General features: G+C 36.8%; 11 protein-coding genes. 8 read left to right on the top strand and 3 right to left on the bottom strand.

The genetic code is table 11. From position 1 onward, the window contains the following. Positions 1–1,014 precede the first annotated feature (1,014 nt). The 5 genes from LVD51_RS19175 (at position 1,015) to LVD51_RS19155 (ending at position 10,667) form a co-directional block, all read left to right on the top strand. On the top strand, positions 1,015–4,257 hold the full coding sequence (locus LVD51_RS19175; protein WP_236972993.1) for a SusC/RagA family TonB-linked outer membrane protein: 3,243 nt from the start codon (positions 1,015–1,017) through the stop codon (positions 4,255–4,257). A 4-nt stretch (positions 4,258–4,261) separates the two neighbouring features. Then, positions 4,262–5,866, top strand: coding sequence for a RagB/SusD family nutrient uptake outer membrane protein (locus tag LVD51_RS19170; protein WP_236972992.1), 1,605 nt, complete (start codon positions 4,262–4,264; stop codon positions 5,864–5,866). 707 nt (positions 5,867–6,573) lie between these two features. Further along, entirely contained in the window at positions 6,574–7,797 is a 1,224-nt protein-coding gene (locus LVD51_RS19165; protein ID WP_236972991.1) for a hypothetical protein, read from the top strand. Positions 7,798–7,914: 117 nt separating this feature from the next. Beyond that, positions 7,915–9,459 (top strand): FG-GAP repeat domain-containing protein, encoded by a 1,545-nt coding sequence (locus LVD51_RS20170; protein ID WP_236972990.1) that lies wholly within the window; start codon positions 7,915–7,917, stop codon positions 9,457–9,459. Between the two features lie 95 nt (positions 9,460–9,554). After that, a complete protein-coding gene (locus LVD51_RS19155) occupies positions 9,555–10,667 on the top strand; it encodes a hypothetical protein (RefSeq protein ID WP_236972989.1) in 1,113 nt (370 codons plus the stop codon). A gap of 221 nt (positions 10,668–10,888) precedes the next feature. On the opposite strand, the gene LVD51_RS19150 is transcribed toward LVD51_RS19155, so the two are convergent. Beyond that, on the bottom strand, positions 10,889–11,707 hold the full coding sequence (locus LVD51_RS19150; RefSeq protein WP_236972988.1) for a class II fructose-bisphosphate aldolase: 819 nt from the start codon (positions 11,705–11,707) through the stop codon (positions 10,889–10,891). 649 nt (positions 11,708–12,356) lie between these two features. Further along, complete coding sequence (locus tag LVD51_RS19145; protein ID WP_236972987.1) at positions 12,357–13,298, bottom strand: carbohydrate kinase family protein; 942 nt, start codon at positions 13,296–13,298, stop codon at positions 12,357–12,359. Positions 13,299–13,556: 258 nt separating this feature from the next. On the opposite strand from LVD51_RS19145, the gene agaR reads away from it, so the two are divergent. Further along, on the top strand, positions 13,557–14,339 hold the full coding sequence (gene agaR, locus LVD51_RS19140) for a transcriptional repressor AgaR (RefSeq protein WP_236972986.1): 783 nt from the start codon (positions 13,557–13,559) through the stop codon (positions 14,337–14,339). Between the two features lie 395 nt (positions 14,340–14,734). On the opposite strand, the gene LVD51_RS19135 is transcribed toward agaR, so the two are convergent. Next, a complete protein-coding gene (locus LVD51_RS19135) occupies positions 14,735–16,891 on the bottom strand; it encodes a beta-N-acetylhexosaminidase (RefSeq protein ID WP_236972985.1) in 2,157 nt (718 codons plus the stop codon). Between the two features lie 138 nt (positions 16,892–17,029). Here LVD51_RS19135 and LVD51_RS19130 point away from each other — a divergent pair, with 138 nt between their 5' ends. After that, positions 17,030–18,103, top strand: coding sequence for an amidohydrolase family protein (locus LVD51_RS19130; protein ID WP_236972984.1), 1,074 nt, complete (start codon positions 17,030–17,032; stop codon positions 18,101–18,103). 4 nt (positions 18,104–18,107) lie between these two features. Continuing rightward, entirely contained in the window at positions 18,108–20,129 is a 2,022-nt protein-coding gene (locus tag LVD51_RS19125; RefSeq protein ID WP_236972983.1) for an alpha/beta hydrolase family protein, read from the top strand. Positions 20,130–20,770 lie beyond the last annotated feature (641 nt).

Raw genomic sequence — 20,770 nt, 5'->3', positions numbered from 1 at the left:
GTAATCCTGAAATTGATTTACTTTTTTCCTTCATTTTTGATTGTTTTTGTGTAAACCTATTTTAGGACAAGACATTAACTGGAGCCACTGAGCTCCGGGTGGGTTTGCCAGGGCGAGTGAAGCCTCTGTGCTGCCACGAGAGTACATTTATATAGATAAGTATTAAATTACATTTTTCAATAATAATATAATAAAATTAAAGGAACCGAGTCCACCATGCCGAGGATGGGTTGGTCACTGTGCCACGGTAAAATCATATTGGTAGTAGTAAGACCTGGAGCCACTGGATCCGGCGTGGTATTAATAAAACTTCATGGTAATCTTTCCCATGAAGAGGCGTGAACTGCACTATCCATGGTAAGCGAATTGTCGAGGCGTGATTGCAACGTAATTCGATAGCCAAATTCCCCTGCAATGGAGGGAACGAATGAAGTTGCTCTTTAGGCTACCTCATTCGGTCCTATCTCTATAATCAGTCGAAAAATAATAGACAATTAACAATGCATTAGGTAATACTTTTATTTACAGGTCTTTTTTATTCGAGTTGTAGGTTGTTGGGTAGATGGAATCAAGAAAGATCAATTTATAGTTATCGTTACGTTTTCCTTTGTAAAAGGATTGCTGTCAGAAAATCTGAATAAGATTACCTTGAATTTGTACATGTAATGATTTAAGTGTAAGATCATGTGTTTTATTGTTTTGTTTCATATCCTTTCGAAATTGACGTTATTGAATTTTCATTGTTTAAGTTTTGAAATTTTTACAAAATGTTATTTTTCCTTTGTTGTAGACGGGGATTGGTAGTAGATGTTGTTATTTGTGGTTGATGGGCTAATTTTAATCTAAGAGAATTGTTTAATAAAAAAATGTAACGAAAGTTTAAAAAAGTTTTAAGCTTTTGAAAACTTTTCATATATTCAACTTTTGTAAGAATTAATTTGCGTTTCGTAATTATTTGCTAGCTATAATACTGGTTAGAGCAAATTTTTATAAATTATTTAATAAATAAGGATTATGAAAGATCAAACTATCACGAATTATGAAAAAACAAGTAAGTGGAAGCGATTATTTTTTTCAGTCGCTTTTCTTATTGGTATGGTGTTTAATGTAGGAATAAGTTATGGGCAAGCTCAAAGTGTTAGTGGGCTTGTTTTGTCTGATAGCGGCGAGGAAACTCTTGTTGGTGTAAATATATTGGTAAAAGGAACCGATATTGGAGTGGCTACAGATTTTGATGGAAAATTTATTCTTAATGATGTAAGCGAAAATGCTGTCTTGATGGTCACTTACATCGGGTATCAGACAGCAGAAATTCCCATTGAAGGAAGAACTAATTTAACGATTCGTTTAATAGAAGATTCTCAGACATTAGACGAATTAGTAGTAGTGGGTTATGGTGAAAAATCAAAGCGAGATGTTACAACTGCGATATCTCAAATATCTAGTGTGGACATTACAAAGCGATTTTCGATGTCACCTGAAATGGCCATGCAAGGTCAGATGTCAGGGGTTCAAGTGATTGGGAATAATGGGAATCCCATGGCTAGACCTACGATAAGAGTACGGGGAACGAATACATGGGGTGTAGCAGATCCAGTATATGTATTGGATGGGGTAATTCTTGAAGAATATGGAGCTGGAGTGGAAGGAACTAGCCAAAATGGTGATTATTTTAGGGGGAATTTAAACGTAATGAGTCTTATCAATCCGTCAGATATTGAGTCCATAACCGTACTCAAAGATGCTTCGGCTGCTGCCATTTATGGTGTAAGAGCTGCCAATGGTGTGGTTTTGATATCTACAAAGAGTGGTAAATCTGGGAAGCCTAAAGTTGCCTTGAATACTAGGATGGGTTGGACAAGTCTTCCCAATCATATTGATATGTTAAATTCTAAGGAATATGTAGCGTTCAATAATTCGATAAGAGCTACTAGTGAATCTTCTGAATTGTTGCCAGAAGATCAAAGGGTGTTTGATCCCGCTAGTCCTCATTATTTAGGTAATGCTCCTACTACTGATTGGCAGAGAGCTATTGAGAATAGCAATGCAATGACTAAGGATTTTTCTGCTAGTTTGTCGGGAGGTACTGATGCGATGAATTATTTCACATCAATCAGTAAGAGTGAACAAGACGGAGTATATCTGGGAAATTATATGGATCGAATAACTGGTACGTTTAAGCTGAATATAGATGTCAATTCTTGGTTGCGTATGGGTGTTAATGGATTAGTAGGCTCTACAAAAAGTAATCAGCCAATATCCAATACTCTAAGTGCAGCAACAGCAGTTCCCTTTCAACCAATCTATGATCCAAATGGAGGAGTGAATAATCGCGGTTTTGCACAAGTATTGGAAGGATATGATGAGAATGGGAATTGGACTGGGCTTAGACTTTATGGTTCTAATACTGCAACCAATCAAATTGCAAGGAATGAATTAAATCATATAGAAAATAGTGGTTTTAGAGGAACAGGAAAGGCATATGTTGAAGTAGAACCTATAAGTCATTTTAAATTAAAAGGTGCATTCAGTTTAGATAATCTCAATACAGATACTGATATTATTAATTCATTTGAAGCCGATTATTACATTCCACAAGGTGGTGATCCAGCAGCCCACGCTGAAGCGGGCTCACTTGGAATATACAATGTTACAATTGGAAATAATCAAACTACTCAATTTGATTTAACAGCTAATTATGAAAATTATTTTGGAAATCATAAGGTTGATATTCTTGTTGGGGCTATGGGTAATAAACATAAGTATGAATATAGGGAGATGTATTCTGAAAACATTTCAAATACTGATCCTGAAAAAATTATTTTCGGCTCTGGAAGTACCAATAGTGTATTTAATCGACGGGAGGTCTCTTCTAGATTTGGAACCTTTTTAAGAGCAGGTTATAATTATGCGTCTAAATACTATCTTGATTTTTCAATTAGAAGAGATGGTTCTTCTAGTTTTGCACCTAATCATCGATGGGGTGTCTTTCCCGCTGCATCGGTTGCGTGGAGGCTGTCGACTGAGCCATTTGTGAAATCTTTGACTTTTGTTGATGATTTTAAAATAAGAGCTGGATATGGTCAGTTGGGGAATGATGAAGTTACAAAAAATGCCTATTTATCTTTAGTAAATCAACGACCTAATCACGTGTGGGGTACAACTGGAGATGGCTATGGAAATATTTATAAGTCTGCAGTAGTTATGGGGCTTTCCAATCCAACATTGTCATGGGAAACTACTACTACATTCAATATTGGTTTTGATGCTGTTTTCTTTAAATCTTTAAGTATGTCGTTTGAATATTACGATAAGCTTACTGAGGGTTTATTACAAGATGTAACTATTCCTTTAAGTTCAGGTATAATAAATGGGCCAGAGTCTAATGTTGGAGATGTAAGTAATCGAGGAATAGAACTTAACCTTAGTTATTCTAACTCAATAGGTGAAGTATGGTATAGTGTAGGGGGAAATTTAACTACTCAAAAGAACGAGGTCTTAAAATTATATGAAGGTATTCCAAGATCAACCAGTAGTGGTAGAGTTGAAGAAGGTCAGTCGATTGGTTATATAAGAGGTCCTATGTATGTGGGTACTTTTCAAACTGAACAAGAAGCAATTGATTGGATAAGTAGCGTAAAAGATGTTTCTTACAATGAAGCTTTGGTATCTGCAGGTGATTTTTATTTTAAGGATTTGTATGGATCGCCCGCTAATGAGTCTGAATTTTATAATTCTCAACCGGATGGTCAGGTAGATCAATTTGATCAAACTTATTTGGGAAAGGTGATACCTGGCTTTTATTATGGGCTTAATTTTAATGCCGGATATAAAGGATTTTCATTTGATATGGTATTTTATGGTGTGGGCGATGTTCAAAAATACAATCCAGTGAGAGCACTAGCTAATCCAAGTGCGATAGGATCAAATAGAAGTCGTGAAGCTCTCAATTTTTGGACTCCATCTAATACAGATACAGATCTTCCTAGGCAGATATGGGGGGATCCAGCTAATAATTTTAGATTCTCTAATCTCTTTGTAGACGATGCAAGTTATTTCAGATTGACTAATATTAAATTGAGTTACGATTTTCCTGAAAAATTTTACAAAACTGTTTCTAATTACTTTAGTCACTTAAGCATTTATGTGGGGTCTTCGAATACATTTACTCAAACTAGGTATGGGGGGCTAGATCCTGAAGATAATAACAATCCGGCTCCAAGAATGATTTATACTGGACTTAATATAAAATTTTAAAAAAATGAGAAATATAAATAAATTGTCATTTGCGTTCTTTGTTCTTTTTGTAATTGCTTGTACTGATGAATATTTAGATGTTCCTATTGTTGATGAGGTGTCTGAGACATTCTTTGATAATGAGGACAAAATTCAAAGAGGAGTAGGTGGGATGTATGCTGAATTAGCAAATATATATTCTGCTAATTTAGGAACTGGATTAATTGGTAGGGGTACTACTATTCATCCCTATTGGCTGTTGCCCGGTGATGATCTGACCAATAGTGGGAATTCCAATGCTGCGTATGAAGCTTTTGCTGGACTTTCACCTAGTGATAATAGAAATGCGATGTTGTGGCAGCGATACTTTATTATAGTCAATAGGTCAAATTTTATGTTGGAAAATATTGAGAAATCATCTGATGTATATGTTGACCCACAATTGAAAAATTTTAACCTTGGAGAAGCTCTCTTTTTTAGAGCGTGGGCTCATATTAATTTATGGCAGAATTGGAGAAAGGCACCACTGGTGTTAGAATGGATTAAATCACTAGAGCAATCCACCCACGGTCCTAGCCAAGGATTTGAAATGTTAGATGCTGCCATTGCTGATTTAGAGTCTTCCATTTTATTATTACCTGAACAATGGGATATAAATAACAAGGGGAGAATATTTAAAAATAGCTCTTATGGTCTTTTAGTGAAGGCATATTTATTGCGTGCAAATTATGCCGATCAGTACGATGGTGGTGATCGTGAGGGAGATTATAATCGAGCTATACAAGCTTTTGAGTCAATTGATAAATCAATAACAACCATAGACGGAGTTCATTTTGGTGATAATTTTGACTATCGAACAGAGAATAATCCAGAGTCTCTTTTTGAATTTCAAGCGAGTATTAATTATGTGGAAAACCCTTGGTTGGACAATGACTATGGTGGCAGTAATGGAGCAATAGGCGCTTATTATGGTTATTTTACCCAACATTGGTCAAATTCGTCTTCGGGAGGTGGATCGGTGGGGCCAACACAAAAATTAATCGATGCTTTTGATCCATTAGATCCTAGAAAAGATGAAACAATAGGAGATTTTTGGTGGGATCGATTTAATGGTCACCAATTTAAAAAATATATAAATGGAGATCGTGGAGATTTGTTGGATAATAAGGATGGACGGGGTTGTTGTGGAATCTCATCTGGTGTAAATCCTAGGATTTTACGTCTTGCGGATGTTAAGCTTGCAGTGGCTGAGGCTTATTTGCAAACAGGAGCTTCTGAGAAGGCTTTAATACAGGTAAATGAAGTTAGGAAAAGAGCGAGAAAATCTACTGTGGATGGAATTGAATCGATATCCCCAGCTGATTTAGCCTCAATCTCTATGGAAGATATCATGAACGAACGATTCCTTGAATTGGCAGGTGAGGAAGGGATTCGTTGGGTTGATTTGAAGCGATGGCATGCGGCTGGTTTTATTGATTTGGGAGATTGGACTGCTAGTGATTTTTCATTCCCAAATGATGATAATCAATTTAAATTTGAAGTATCTACTCACTTATTAGCACCTATTCCCGCAGAAGAATTGGAAACCAACCCTATTATGAGGCAGTCAGGGAATAATCCTGGCTATTAATTGAAGACCAGCATCAATAAATTGGGTGAGGTTCTGATAGTTTGAAGATAAAATAAAATTGTTTTTATCTGTGTCGATTATTATTCATTGAATAGAGCGGGATCTTAATCCAGCTCTATTCAATGGTTTTTTTGAATAATTGAGCTTTTAATATCAAATGCATTTATGATCGTTGAGTATATTTCGATTTATTTATGTAGAGACATGACCGAATATTGTGTAATACGATTTACATTTTATGATGACGGAAAAGATTTTGAAAATATTTGGAGTTAGACGAGGCTACGACTGAATGAAGCTCGCAGAGCCATTGACCGTAAATCGGTCAATGATGAAGGAGCCAAAATCTCCGTGTTTTGGGAGGGATTGCCAGCATAGCCGTAGCTACGGCGAGTATTTTAAACGATGTATAACTTCAAATAAATCGAAAGATTACCGTTAATTATAAATGTAATTCGTATAAGGTATCATATCGACATTTAGTCGATTGGATGCTTGGCAATTCATTCAGTCATCCTCATCAAATGTCCATTAAGGACAGTTGGTTGCTTTTTGGGCAACTTTATTCGGTCATCTCAAAATCATAACTGACATTATAAAATCCACTTGGTATAAAATGGTCTTTTATGAGGCGTTTTTTTTGCTGGGTTTGAAATATTCATTCGGCCAGTATGTTACTTAAAAATTTTTGATCTAAAAAATACATAATGAATCCATTAAATACTATAAAAATAAATATATGTTTTATTTTTTATTTTTTCTGTTTTGCTGCGATTGCAGCATGTCAAAAGAGTGAACTAGAATCTAATGAAGTCAAAAAGGAGGGAGATCCAATGGTTCCTAGAATTGATTTTGTCGAAATGGATATTGAGCAGCCACATGAAGATGATACAGCTGTGATTTGGTATGATGATTTTTCAACTGAAAAATTGTATATGGAGCAACGGGGCGGAATCGATAAAAATATGAAATATGGAGTGTCTGGAGGTTCAGCAGATTTTGGTTTTAATGCTGGTGATGTAACTGGTCGTGGTGATCGAAAGGTTGCTTTTGGAGATTTTCCTAATAGTAGTAACACTGTTCGTAGCGAAGAATCATTTGATGATATTTACTGGCGAATATATGTTAAGCATGAGTTGGGATGGAGAGGAGCACCGGCAAAAGTGTCACGAGCTACCAGTATAGTTGCTTCGGATTGGAGTCAAGCCATGATTTTGCATTTATGGAGTAGTGGTGATAGAGATAATGTTTCACTTGACCCTGCAAGCGGTGTAAAAGGTCAGGCTGATACGATTATTACAAAAAAATATAATGATTTCGATAATCTGATATGGCTGGGTAATATGTCATCGGAATTTGAATTAACTTCTACAAAAGAATCAGGATATTGGATACCAGTTGAGGTTAGAGCAAAATTGAATACTCCAGGCAATTCAGATGGGGTCATGGAGCTATGGATCGATGGTAGGTTGGAAGTAGTAAATACAGAACTAAATTTTAGAGGAAGCTATATTGAACATGGAATCAATGCAGTCTTTTTGGAATCATACTGGAATAGTGGTGCGATTAAAAAACAAGGTCGATGGTTTGATAATTTTGTCATTTCTACTCAGCCTATTGGACCTGTGGTAACGTCAGCCAATCCCAAATTGTATAAGACTCCCTATGGTGGTGCAGGAGAGTTGTCTGAATGGGTTGTTGAATTAGCTTCAGATAGTGAGGGTGAAGATATAGTTTTTCAATCCGAGGAATTAGGTATCATAGAGAAGGTTGAAATTAATACCAATTCAGGAAGTTTTGTAGGGTCGTTGACTGGTAAGTCTTCTCTAGAATTGGGTCAAATATATTATGTGAGAGTACGCCAATCAAATACCTACGGTAATTGGTCTGAATGGAGTAGATGGCATCAACCTTTTAAAGTTAAGGGGTGATGTTTGTAAAGTTCGTTGACTTTGGGTTGGATTTTAATTGAATTATTAATTTTATTTTTTGAATTAGTTATACTTTTTTTAAAATATAGGTGATTTGCTAACAAAATGTTTTATCGGGTGGAACAAGGGAATGTAAATAAGTATGTTTATGTGACGTTGATCGTAATTGGGTTGATCTTTATTTATAATTGTCAAAGCAGCCAGAGTAGAAATACTAACCAATTGGTTTTTAACGATTATTGCGGAAGTTGTCACCTAGCACCTGACCCTACTCGTCTTACCCAATATATTTGGGATCATCATGTTTTGCCTAATATGGCATATAGATTGGGGTATGAATTTGAGGCACCAGATAAAGAATTTAATTTTTTTGTTAATAGCGATATTTATGAACAAAAGAATAAACAGTTGTCTTCATCTGATATTGATAGTGTTTCTTGGAATAGACTACGTCAATATATTATGGATTTAGCACCTCCCATTGTAATATCAGATAGCTCTAGGGTACAGCGAACATTAAATCTTGATCAATTTATACCAAAGAGCATAAATTTAGATGGGGATCCCGGAATTTCCTTGGTTTCAAGTATAGATTTTGATAGTATTTCTAAAACATTTCTAATTGGGGATGGAAATCGTAAAATGGTAGCTTCGTGGCCGACAGGATTAGCCTTAAAATCAAAAAATGAAATCATAAATTTTAATTCTCCAGTTGTGTCTTCTTTGTTTTTCAAAGGGGTAAGTTATATTCTTGAAATTGGTGAATTAATGCCAAGTGATAATGCGAATGGTGTTTTATATAGAATAGATGAGGAAGGTGTCCAAACCATAGCTAAGAACTTACATCGTCCAGTATCGTTCGAAATAGTAGATCTAGATCAAAATGGATTGGAGGAATTTATAATATGCGAGTTTGGAAATCAAACTGGGAAATTGTCCCTTTTTGTAAAAGAGGGAGAAGAATATAAAAAAATCGGGTTGCTCGATGTGCCAGGAACTACCAAAATAGAGGTTGAGGATATGAATGGAGATGGAAGAACAGATGTTGTTGTTTTGGCATCTCAAGGTAATGAGGGTATTTATATACTGTACAATAAAGGAGATTTGAAATTTGAAAAAAAACAAGTAATTCAATTGCCACCTGAATTTGGTTCTAGTTGGTTTGAATTGGTTGATTATAATGGAGATGGCAACTTGGATATTTTTCTTTCAAATGGAGATAATGGTGATATCTCTGTTATGGCAAAGAACTTTCATGGAGTCAGACTGTTTCTCAATTTAGGAAATGATGAATATAATGAAACATGGTTTTACCCAATTTACGGTGCGACAAAGTTAATAGTAAACGATTTTGATTTAGATGGTGATTTTGATTTGGCTGTAATTTCTTTTTTTCCTGAATATGCCGTGGCCCCTAATGAGGGCTTTGTTTATCTTGAAAATATAGATTCCGATTCATTAAATTTTAATGCACATACATTTTCCAATTCAGCCGATGGTCGATGGATGGTGATGGAGGATGGTGATATAGATGGAGATGGAGATGTTGATCTATTGATAGGATCATATGCGATGTCTTTGGGGCAGAAGTATAGAAAGGTCTATCAGAATTGGCAGAAATCTACGACAAATCTAGTTTTACTTGAAAATAAATCTAATTAATCTATCCATCGTGAGTGTTTTTTTAGTTTAGCTCTGAGAATGAATGAAGAATTTTAACTCCACGGAGGTTATGTCCTTGATTTTAATTAAATTATATGATGTTGCTGAAATGTATATACTGGTTTCCAATGGTTGTTTTTGTAGTCCTTGGATGTAAAGATGAGAGATTTGAAATAATTGAACTTGATAATGTAGAATTTAGAGAGAATACTGTGTTTAATTCTTATGAAGATCTAACTCAGCCAAAGTTTCAAAACTTAATTGATAAGTATCAATTAGATACTATTTTTGAGGGAGGGGAGGATGAATTTTTAAGAATACTTATGATTAAAGAATGGATACATCAGACGATTTCTATCGATAACGATGGTGATCCTTATCCGGGAAATGGTTATGTAGAAGGAATTCTAGATGCCGCATTGGAAGGTGTTGGATTTCATTGTGGTCATTTTATGAAGGTTCAGAATGCAATTTTTAACGCCTATGGATATGTGAGCCGACCTTTGGGTACTGGACCAGGTGTTTCTGGTGTTATCGATCAACATCATGGTATTAATGAAACATGGGTTAATTCTATGGGAAAGTGGGTTTTGTTGGATGCTAAATACAATCACTATTTTGAAAAAAATGGAATTCCTTTATCTGTATTGGAAGTACGAGATGAGTATTTGAAAAATAAAGCTGCTGATATAGATTTAATTAAAGGAATAGATAGAGTTAAAATGGATTATGATCCTGAGTTTGAGCGGTCAAAGGAAAGTTTTGCTCGGACCTACACTTGGGTAGAATATCATATAAATAATAACATGTTTTTAAGTTGGCCATATTTTGATTCGAAATTAATTGTATATGAAGATGATTATTTTGATAATCATGTTTGGATGTGGGAAGATCATCCACACTGGGCATACAATCAACCAGAGTTTATGGTCAGAGAGAAAAATCGTAATGCTATCGAATGGACGCCAAATACAATTGCCTCTAAAGTTTTTATAAAGGATAACATAGCTAAGATAAAATTGCACTCTAATACGCCCAATTTTAAGTCATATCAAATCAAGGTGGATAGCATTAGTCAATGGATGAATGTTGTAAGTGAAGTAAATATTGATTTAACTAAAAGTGAATTTGATGTTAGTTTTAGAACACTCAATTTGGCTAATGTATCTGGTCCTGTGCATAGACTGATTAAACGTTCAAAAGATTGATAATGTTGAATGGTCAAACACTGGATGTTTAATAATATTATTTCATTTTTTAGAACTATTTGTGATTTTATTTTGGAAGGTAGGTGTTGATTATAAATGTAATTCGTATTACCCTTCAATGGGATTGCAGATCATGGGTTTTTATGATTTCTATTACAGTTTTGTGACGGAATGTGATATTCGTTCAAGTTTAATCTATATAAGTATAGATCTCTTTCGTGCTAGGACTTGATACAATTTAATTTTTCTTGAATGAGGCTGGAAGCAGATTCTGTAGCATGGGGAAATACCTTGCGCAAATCTATTTCGTCGGTATGGTGGAGGCGGTCAGATAAGGATTGCATGAAAATATTCTTTATTTCTGTTGCTAGGTTGATTTTGCAAATTCCTCTCGATACAGCCTCTGTTAACTGTTGGTGTGGAATGCCTGAAGATCCATGCAATACAAGAAATGCTTCGGTAGCTTGACGGATTTCTGAAAGTCTGTCAAGATCTAGTTTGGGGGTTTGTTTGTAAAATCCATGAGCAGAACCGATGGCTACCGCTAATGCGTCTATACCTGTACTGTCTACAAATTTTCTTGCTTCTTCAGGTTTGGTAAATCCCGCAGATTCATGGGATTGACCTAGTTTGGCAATATAACCCAATTCAGCCTCCACATTGGCATTGTATTTTTTCGCCAGTTCTACTACTTTTCTGGTTATTTTGAGATTGAAATCCAGTGGTTGTTCGCTGGCATCTATCATAACAGAATCAAATCCCGCGCCAAGAGCTGCGGTAATGAGTTCAATCGTGGTGCAATGATCGAGATGTAACCAACCCTCTACTTCATATTGTTCTAGTCCAGTTTTTGCCATTTTTACGGTCATAGCCAATCCCATATAGTCTATTGTAGATTTGGTGGCTTGTAAGATTATGGGTTGTTTGGTTTTTTTTGCAGCTAATAAAATTGATTTAAGGGTTTCAAAATTATAAAAATTACAAGCAAGTAATGCTTTTCCCTTTTGTTGGCATTCGAATAGTTTTTCTTGAAGTTTCATCTAGTTATGTAATTTTACCTAACTATAGAATTAGTTAGTAAAAGCAAGTTAATAATAACTTTGCAAAAGTAATAAAATAATTAAATGAAAGATAAATTTATGAGATAATATTTATTTCGAAACTTAATGAAAGGTGGTTTTGTTGGGTTTGCAGAATGGTATTTACAGGGTTATAATGTACAGGGTTATAATGTACAGGGTTATAATGTGCAGGGTTGTATAAGGTGGGGTTTTATAGTAGGCTGAATTATACGAATTACATTTTATAATGACGGAAAAGATTTCGAGACAACTGAGCAGGATGCGTAGCATTGAAAGTCGTAAATCGACTTTCAGCGAGGGAGCCGTGAGCTCAGTCTCACGGGAGGGTTGGCCGTTTGACGAGGCTACGACTGAATGAAGCTCACGACCGAATGTAGTTCGAAGAACCGTAGACCTTAAATAGGTCTACGATGAGGGAGCCACGACCGCTGTGTCGTGGGTGGGTAGGGAAAGACCGTAAATCGGTCAATGATGAAGGAGCCAAAACCTCCGTGTTTTGGGAGGGATTGCCAGCATAGCCGTAGCTACGGCGAGTATTTTAAACGAAGTAAAACTTCTAATAAATCGAAAGATTACCGTTAATTATAAATGTAATTCGTATTATATATTAAGAGAGAGCTTTTCCAAATTGAGCTATCGCTTTTTCTTCTCTATATTGGCGATCTTCCAAAGCTCGAGTTCCTCCAATTTGGGTGGTCGAAATGGCGGCAACCAAGCTGGCATAGTCTTGACATTTATCTAGGGGGTGTCGACGAATAAATTGGTGTATAAAACCAGCATTGAAACTGTCCCCTGCTCCAATAGCATCCACAACATCGGCATTTAGAAATCCTGGATGGTGATTTGAGCTTTGGTTGTGTAGTAAGGTGGAACCTTTGTTTCCTTGTTTAACAGCACATATATGATAATTTATATGTCTCAAATGGTTAATGGCCTCTTCAAGTGATTGGGAATGGGTCGCGTTTATTAGTTCTGCTTCGTTGGGAAAGAAAATATCAACATAGGGTAGAATTTCGGATAAATCGATGTCCCAATGTTCAAGCGGATCCCACTGCATATCAAAGGAAGTAGTTAGACCTCCATTCTTGGCTAATCTGAATAAGGTGGATATATCTTTTTTTAATTTGGGTTGGAAAAAGTAAGAAGAAATATGTAAGTGCTGATATTGATTAAGCTGATTTAGGTCGATTTGTTCTATGGAAAAATGAGCCATGGCTCCGAGATGAGTTACATTGGCTCTGTCTTCTCCTGCATTGAGTACAAATGTCGCACCTGTAGGATGATTGGGGAATCTTGTCAAAAGCTGGGTCCGAACTTTGTGTTTGGCAAAGGACTTAAGAATTACTTCTGCAAAGTAGTCATTTCCAATTCCACCCATGAAGTCTACATGATTGCCGAGATTGGATAGATTGGAAGCGAAGATGGCGGAAGAACTACCTAGAGTGATATTCATTTTCTCTGCCAAAACTTCCCTTCCAATTTGAGGGGAATCTGAAAAATCATCTAAAATAATATCTACATTTAATTCTCCAATAACCAATACCTTCATTCAGAAAAATCATTTAGGGTTTTTAGTAATATAATAACCTATCGAAAGATAATAGTATCAAAGATAGGCAAACGAAAGTAAAAAAATAAAAATACTCCTTATGTTTTTAATTGAGAATTATTCTATCTATCTTTTGCATGATAATTGATGTGATGATTTTTCAATCTATTATTATCGCAAGCTTTTACTAGTTTTTTCATTCAATTGTTTGAAAAAGGTATAAGTTTGGGGATTAGATATTAAATTAAACGTTTAGGAATGGGCTCAAAAGAGAATAAGTCAACGGTAAGTCGAAGAATAGCCATTTTGGACAAGTTGAATAAAGAAGGTCAAGTTAGTGTAACAGATCTTAGTGGTCTGTTTGGGGTAAGTGAAGTAACAGTGCGTAATGATTTAGCACAACTTGAAAAGAAAAATATGTTACTTCGAGCCCGAGGTGGTGCTATGAAGGTGAAGCAAAGTTACGTGGGCTTAGACTATCCTTTGTCGGATAAGCAGAAACAAAATCTTCAAGAGAAAATGGATATCGGTAAAAAATGTGCCGAACTTATTTCTGAAGGTAATACCGTTATCCTAGACTCGGGATCAACGACTTTTGAAGTGGCAAAAAACTTAATGAATCACAATGAATTGACCGTGATCACCAACGCCTTGAATATCGCTACTCATTTGGTGAAAAGTAAGGTTAATGTAATCGTGCCTGGAGGAAGTCTTCGGAAAAACTCTTTGTCATTGGTGGGTATCCTAGCCGAAAAAGGTTTTAGAAATTACTTTTGCGACAAGTTGTTTCTCGGAGTTGATGGATTTGATATTACCCATGGGATATCCACTCCTAGTATAGAGGAAGCTCATTTGAATCAAATAATGATAGAGATATCCAAAGAGGTCATCGTCGTTTGTGATTCAAGTAAGTTTGAGAAGAGAGGTTTTGCATTTATAGCTCCAATATCGAAAATTGATGTGGTGGTTACCGATAAAAATATATCTACTGAAGCAAAATTAAAATTGGAAGGAGCCGGAGTAAAAGTCATCGTTGCCTAGTAGGTTTAATCTATAGCCACTGATATCTATTCATTCATTTAAGGTCATTTCTTTTTGACGTTATCCTAAATTATACTTCTAATTACATGGACTAGTGTTTTCTAGTCCATGTAATTCTTATTATTTAGATAACCAACGAGGATAATCGCAATTCATATTAACCTAATGATTGTCTTATATCAAAAAAAAAGCCCCTTCATGTTAAAATGAAGGGGGAGCTGAAATTGTGATCAAAAATTCTGGATGAATATTCTTTTTTAATGGTATTGGGCTTTTAATCCATTAATTTGAACCATTGATATATTTATAGAAATGGATAGACATGATGTCTGATTGATTCTATTCATGACAATAATATTTTCGTTACTTCATCATTGCACGATTGGTTTTACTATTTAATGTAAATATGTGTTTTTATAAAAGTCAATATATTTATCCAATTCTTGTGTGTAGTGTTCTATCCCCAGCAAGTCTTCGTCGTGTATCCAGTATCGCAAGTCTGCTGTTCTGTTGGCAAAATGTCGAGCGCGGTCTTGTTGGAAAAAATATTTTTTATCCGGAGTAGAATATCCTTTTGGAAATTGGGTTTCTTCCCATACTGAAACCATGTTGGCAAAGGTAGATTCTTTCCTTTCCAAGATGGAAGAGGTTATCTGTCGTGCTTTGTTCAAGAGGTTAAGCGATTGTTGGTGACTAACATAGTGGCTTCTGTGCGCATCTCGAATCACGAATTCTAAACTGGAAAGGTCTTTTACTGTTAGGGCTGTATTTCTAATGACTTCGGCTACGGTTTTAAAAACTCTGAGGTCATAAGCATTGTCAATATCCTCTGCTAGATTGTTGTTGATGATCTGTATGGCACGATACATCTTCTTTTCTGTTCTTCTCGAATAAACGATTAAATCCTTGTATTCTCGATTCCAATAAGGATCGTATTCTATATTTTCTCCCCTTGGAAGGTCGGGTAAATGAGTCTTTCCGACATCGCCCCAATGCCAGACCTTGCGTTCAAATGTAGACATATAATAGTAAGCCCCTTCATTGAGTAATTGGAAGAGTTCTATTAGGTCAGTAGAATTGTCGCCATAATAGTTTTGAAAAAATGATGTAGTGAATTCCTCAAGATCTGGTTTGCTGCCATTCCATGAAAATGCAGCTGAGGTAACGAAACTCAACATCCATGTTTGATTGTGATGCCCAGAATCATCCCATGAGGTGTTGATCATCCCGTCAAATAGACCAGATTGGCTGGTTGCTTTTAAGAAATCGTAAGAATTTTGCAGACTGCCATTTTGATTTATTCCATCTCTTTCGCTATAGAAGTAGGGCAAAAATCCCATTTCAATTCCCGGATTGGGGTCGTAGGCAAAAATGGTGAATCCCAATTCTTTGGCTTTTTTGGCATAGGTGAAGTCAGGATCTTCATACTCATAGCTTTCGGTGAGGATGATAGTTGAATCTGGAGTCCCTGTTGTAATGGGGCTGGTACTCATTTCCCATCCCATTGGCCTTTCCCATACCATGACTTTTCGACCTAGTTTTTGGAGAAATTCATTGGCTTTTTCAACAAAAAGATGATATACCCCGCTGGCTCCAATTTCGTTTGCCAAATCTTTGCATTCATGGCAATGGGCCAGTTCGTAGGTTTCGTCACTGCCTATGTGGATGTATTCTGATCCCGGAGTAGCTTCTATAGCCTCTTTCCATAAGGCAAAGAGTAAATCATAGGTGCCTTCTTTAAGGGGGCAAAATTCCCAGGCCGAGTCATCTACTTCCCGTAAATGGTGGTATTGAGGCCATTTTAGAATAAAGCTGACATGCCCCAATCCTTGAACGAGAGGGACTAATTGGATATGGTATTGTCGGGCATATGCTGTAAATTCCTTCATCTCTTCTATGGTGAATGCTCCTGGAGCTCCAATGTCGGGATGAGATTCATAGGCTAGCTTGTCCTCCCATTCCCATACGATCATATTGATTTTGTACCTAGCCATATCTCGGATAAATTTTTTGACGTAAGATTTTTTATCCTGATGGTGTTTGGTGTCGTAATGGACAGCTCTTTCTAAGATGTCGGGCCAATCTGCGATTTGCATGCCGGGAATATATGGAGTCTTACCTTTGATAATGAGTTGGAGTATGGTCTGGCTTGCATGGAATAATCCGACAGAAGAAATGGCTTCGACGGTGATTTTATTTTTAGAAACATCAATGGTATAGCCTTGGTCATTGTCGATATTCAATGAAGGATTTAGCTGGAACACTATATTGCTTTTTCCTTTCGAAGTAGTGGTTGTAAGATCAATTCCATATTCTGATTTTAAATCCAAAACCAATTCTCGAATGGTAAATTCTACTTCTTCACTATATTTATTGGATATAAATATGTTGGTCTGATTAAAATAAAATGCTTCTCCGTCTACAATAACTTCTTGAGGATAGGGAATGACATTTAATCCTAAACGGGATAATTCTGTAGTAAATCCAGTGGCGAGAAAGACTAGATTGAAGTAGCCTAACCATAAAATAGACTTTATTGACTTTGTATTCATTGTTTGATCTTTTTCTTAGAAAATTGATGATTTTTTGGAGTTGGTCTTTTATTTCGTTTGCAATATATGGATTTTGCTTTTATTTTCTTATTTTTATGATCAAATATTAGACTATAACCTTGCTAAAACTTATTTGCTATGAAAATTTTTCCAATTGTAATCTTGTTTTTTATGTTGATGAATTGTCAGGAAGGTGAGAATTATTATTCTCTTGATGATTATTCAAAAGTTAAAAAAATCGATAGTCATGTTCACTTGGTGACGGATCGCAGAGATTTTATGGAAAAAGCAGGAAAAGATAATTTTCAAATTGTCAATGTCTCTCTCGAGACAAAAAACGGGTGGGATGAAGTCCATCGAAAATATACCTATGGTCAATTACAGCAGGAAATGTTTCCCAATAAAGTAGCAACTATTACTTCTTTTTCTGTGGAAGATTGGGAGGATGAAAACTGGCAGAATAATGTAATCCAATGGTTGGATAGTTGTTTCCAGGAAGGAGTTGTTGGGGTGAAAGTTTGGAAGAATATCGGCATGGTGGCAAAAGATGGGGCGGGAAAAATGTTTATGATTGATGATGCTAAGTTTGATCCAATATTTAAATTTATTAAAGATCAAGGAAAAACCCTATTGGGGCATTTGGGGGAACCCAAAAACTGTTGGTTGCCGCTTGAGGAAATGACGACAAACAACGATAAAAAATACTTTAAAAAACACCCTGAATATCATATGTATCAATTTCCAGATTTGCCCAGTTATGAAGATCAAATATCGGCAAGAGATCGCATGCTGGAGAAAAATCCCGACCTTAGGTTTGTCGGCGCCCATATGGGGAGTCTTGAATGGAGTGTTGATGAGTTGGCCAAAACCTTAGATAGATTTCCCAATATGGCTGTGGGTTTAGCTGCACGAATGGGCCAGATTTTTTATCAGACGGCTGAAAACAGAGAGAAAGTGAGGGATTTCTTTATGGCTTATCAAGATCGGATATTGTATGCCACGGATTTGGGTGACGGTGGAAAAGGTAGTCAAGAAGATTTGTACAGCGGTATGGATGAAAATTGGCGTCGTGATTGGCAGTATTTTACAACAGATGATGATATGGAAAGTGATTTAATAGATAGTCCTTTTCAAGGATTGAAGCTGCCAGCTTCAGTAGTGGACAAAATATTTTACCACAATGCCATTCATTGGTTTGGAATTGAAAAATAAGAAAATGAAATACATCTACGCCATTTTATTATTTCCCATCATCAGTATTGCACAAAATGTAGAGAGTACATTGATTGGTCCAATGGATCAGCCCAATAATATTCATTATTATTTGAATCGAGTAGCCGTTGAGTTGACCGCTCAATCATTGGATAGTATCAATAATTTATCTGATTGGGAAGATGTGAAGGCGCTGAAAAGAAGACAATTGGTCGATATGTTGGGTTTGTCTTCTTATCCGATATTTGAGCCGAGAATACAGCCGCATGTAGTTCGAGTGGATACCATAAGTGAGGAAAATTTTGATATAGTTAAATTGTATTACGAGTCAACCGATGATTTGTATGTTCCTGCCAATTTATATATTCCGAAAAATTTGAAGGAAGCGGCTCCTGCGGTTTTATATGTATGTGGCCATGCTCATACTCAAAAACATCATTATCAATCTCATGCTAGAGCCTTAGCAGATCAAGGATTTGTTTGTTTGATTATAGAGACACTTCAGCGGGGAGAAGTGAGAGGTGAACATTTGGGAGCTTATGAGAATGGGTGGTTTCAATGGTATAGCCGTGGGTATAATCCTGCAGGAGTAGAAGTGTGGAATGGGATGAGAGGGATTGATTTATTGTCCAGTTTGAAAGAGGTGGATGATTCCAAGATTGGGGTGACCGGAATATCTGGAGGTGGGTCACAAAGTTGGTACTTGCCTGCTGTGGATGATAGAATAATGGCAGCCGTTGCCGTAGCGGGTGCAGGTTCTTTGGAGGGGCAGATTTGTCAAAACACCATTGATGATCATTGTGATTGTATGATGCCTATTAATACCTATCAATGGGATTTTTCGGATATAGGCGGGTTGATAGCACCGCGTCCATTTGTTATCGCTCAAACTCGACACGACGGTTATTATTCTATTGAAAGTGTGAGGACATTATATGAAAAGGTGTCTAAAATATATGGGTTTTACAATGCGGAGGAAAATATATCTATGATGGAGGCACCTGGGGGGCATAGCTATGGCGAGAACGAAGAGATGAGATCTCCTATTCTTTCTTTTTTTCTGCGGGAGTTGACCGGAAAAAAAGTATCGCCAGAAGAGATTGGAGCGTTGGATATTTCAAAGAAATGGTCTGATCGCGATTTGGCGGTGTACGTGGATGGCCAGCCTAAAAACGATAGGACATTAACCATTCAAGAAACCTTTGTGCCCAAAGCTGAGAAGGTGGATTGGGCAAATCCAGATGAATTATTTAAATATCGCGACAGCATAAAGGGTGAATTGATTGCTCAGACTTTTGCTGCATTTCCTCCAAATCCGTGTGCAATGGAAGGAAGAAAAGAATTTTCTACCAGAAATTTTTCAAAGTATGGGCGAGAAATCTATAGTTTCGTTCCGGAGCAGGGGTGGAGGTTGAAAGTTGATCTTCGCAGAACGGCCTATCCCAAAGAGGAATTAGCTCCTGTGATATTGGTGCTCAATAGTCCCAATCAGGGCAAGTGGGCTTCTAGTCATTTGTTGGTCGGACGAAATAAGGATGCCAATGTGGCTTATTTCAATGCAAGAGGTATTGGTGAGACAGGATGGGCTGATGATCAACAATGGCATATTCGCAGGTCTGCAGCTTGGTTGGGTAGGACGATTGCTTCTATGCGAGTGTATGATGTGTTGCGCTGCTTGGACTACCTTCGTTCATTAAAAGGGGTGGATCCCGATGAAATTCATATTGCGGCTTCTGGGGAAATGGCTGTTGTGGCAGCCTATGCAGCACTCTTAGATGGGCGTGTAAATTCTCTAGCCCTAGAGAATTTACCTGCTAGTCAAGATGTAAAAGGTGAGCCTAATGGACGTGGGCCTGCCTTGGAAATGCTGAATTGTCTAAAAATTACTGATATTCCCGAGGTTTTGACCTGTCATTTTCCCAATAAAATTTTATTTATTGGAGATCCACCTGAGGCTTATGACGGTCTGATGAAGACCTATGAGAAATTTGGTTATTCGGACTCTTTGATCAAATTGGAAAAATAGATTTTTAGGATTTATGTTGCTGCATTAATCGATCGGTTGTCAAATCATAATGCAGCGGTAATTGTCTTTTGTGTTGTCGTAGAATCCTAGTGATTTTCCTTTAGAAACAAAGTCTTGAAGATGACTGAATGTAGTTACTCGAAGAGTAACCCAATTGATTAAATATCAATTGGATGAAGGAACCGAGGGTTCCATCCCTCGGGTGTGAACGAATGAAGTACACGACTGAATAAAGTTGCTCAAAGAGTAACCAGATGAACTAAATGTTCAACTGATGAAGGAGCCATGACCACTGTGTCGTGGGTGGGTAGGGAAAGACCGTAAATCGGTCTACGATGAGAACGACCGAATATAGTACGAAGTACCCAATCCATTAAATATGGATTGGATGAGGGAGCCGAGGTCTCTGTACCTCGGATGGGTGGCCAGCCACTGTGCTGCGACGAGATAGTATTTATATTGACAGGTTTAAGTACTTGGCACAGTATTAATATAATTGTCTTGAGGGAACCGGAGCCACTGTGCTCCGGGTGGGTGGACCATTGTGTCGTGGGTGTGAACGAGAGAAATCCAAAGGATCAAAGGTCGTGAATCGATCTTTGATGTGCTACGCTGAGGGCAATCGAAGGTGCTGCATTGAG

This window comes from Membranihabitans marinus (genome assembly GCF_021729155.1).
Taxonomy (GTDB): domain Bacteria; phylum Bacteroidota; class Bacteroidia; order Chitinophagales; family Saprospiraceae; genus Membranihabitans; species Membranihabitans marinus.
This window is presented reverse-complemented; position numbering and strand designations above follow the sequence as displayed.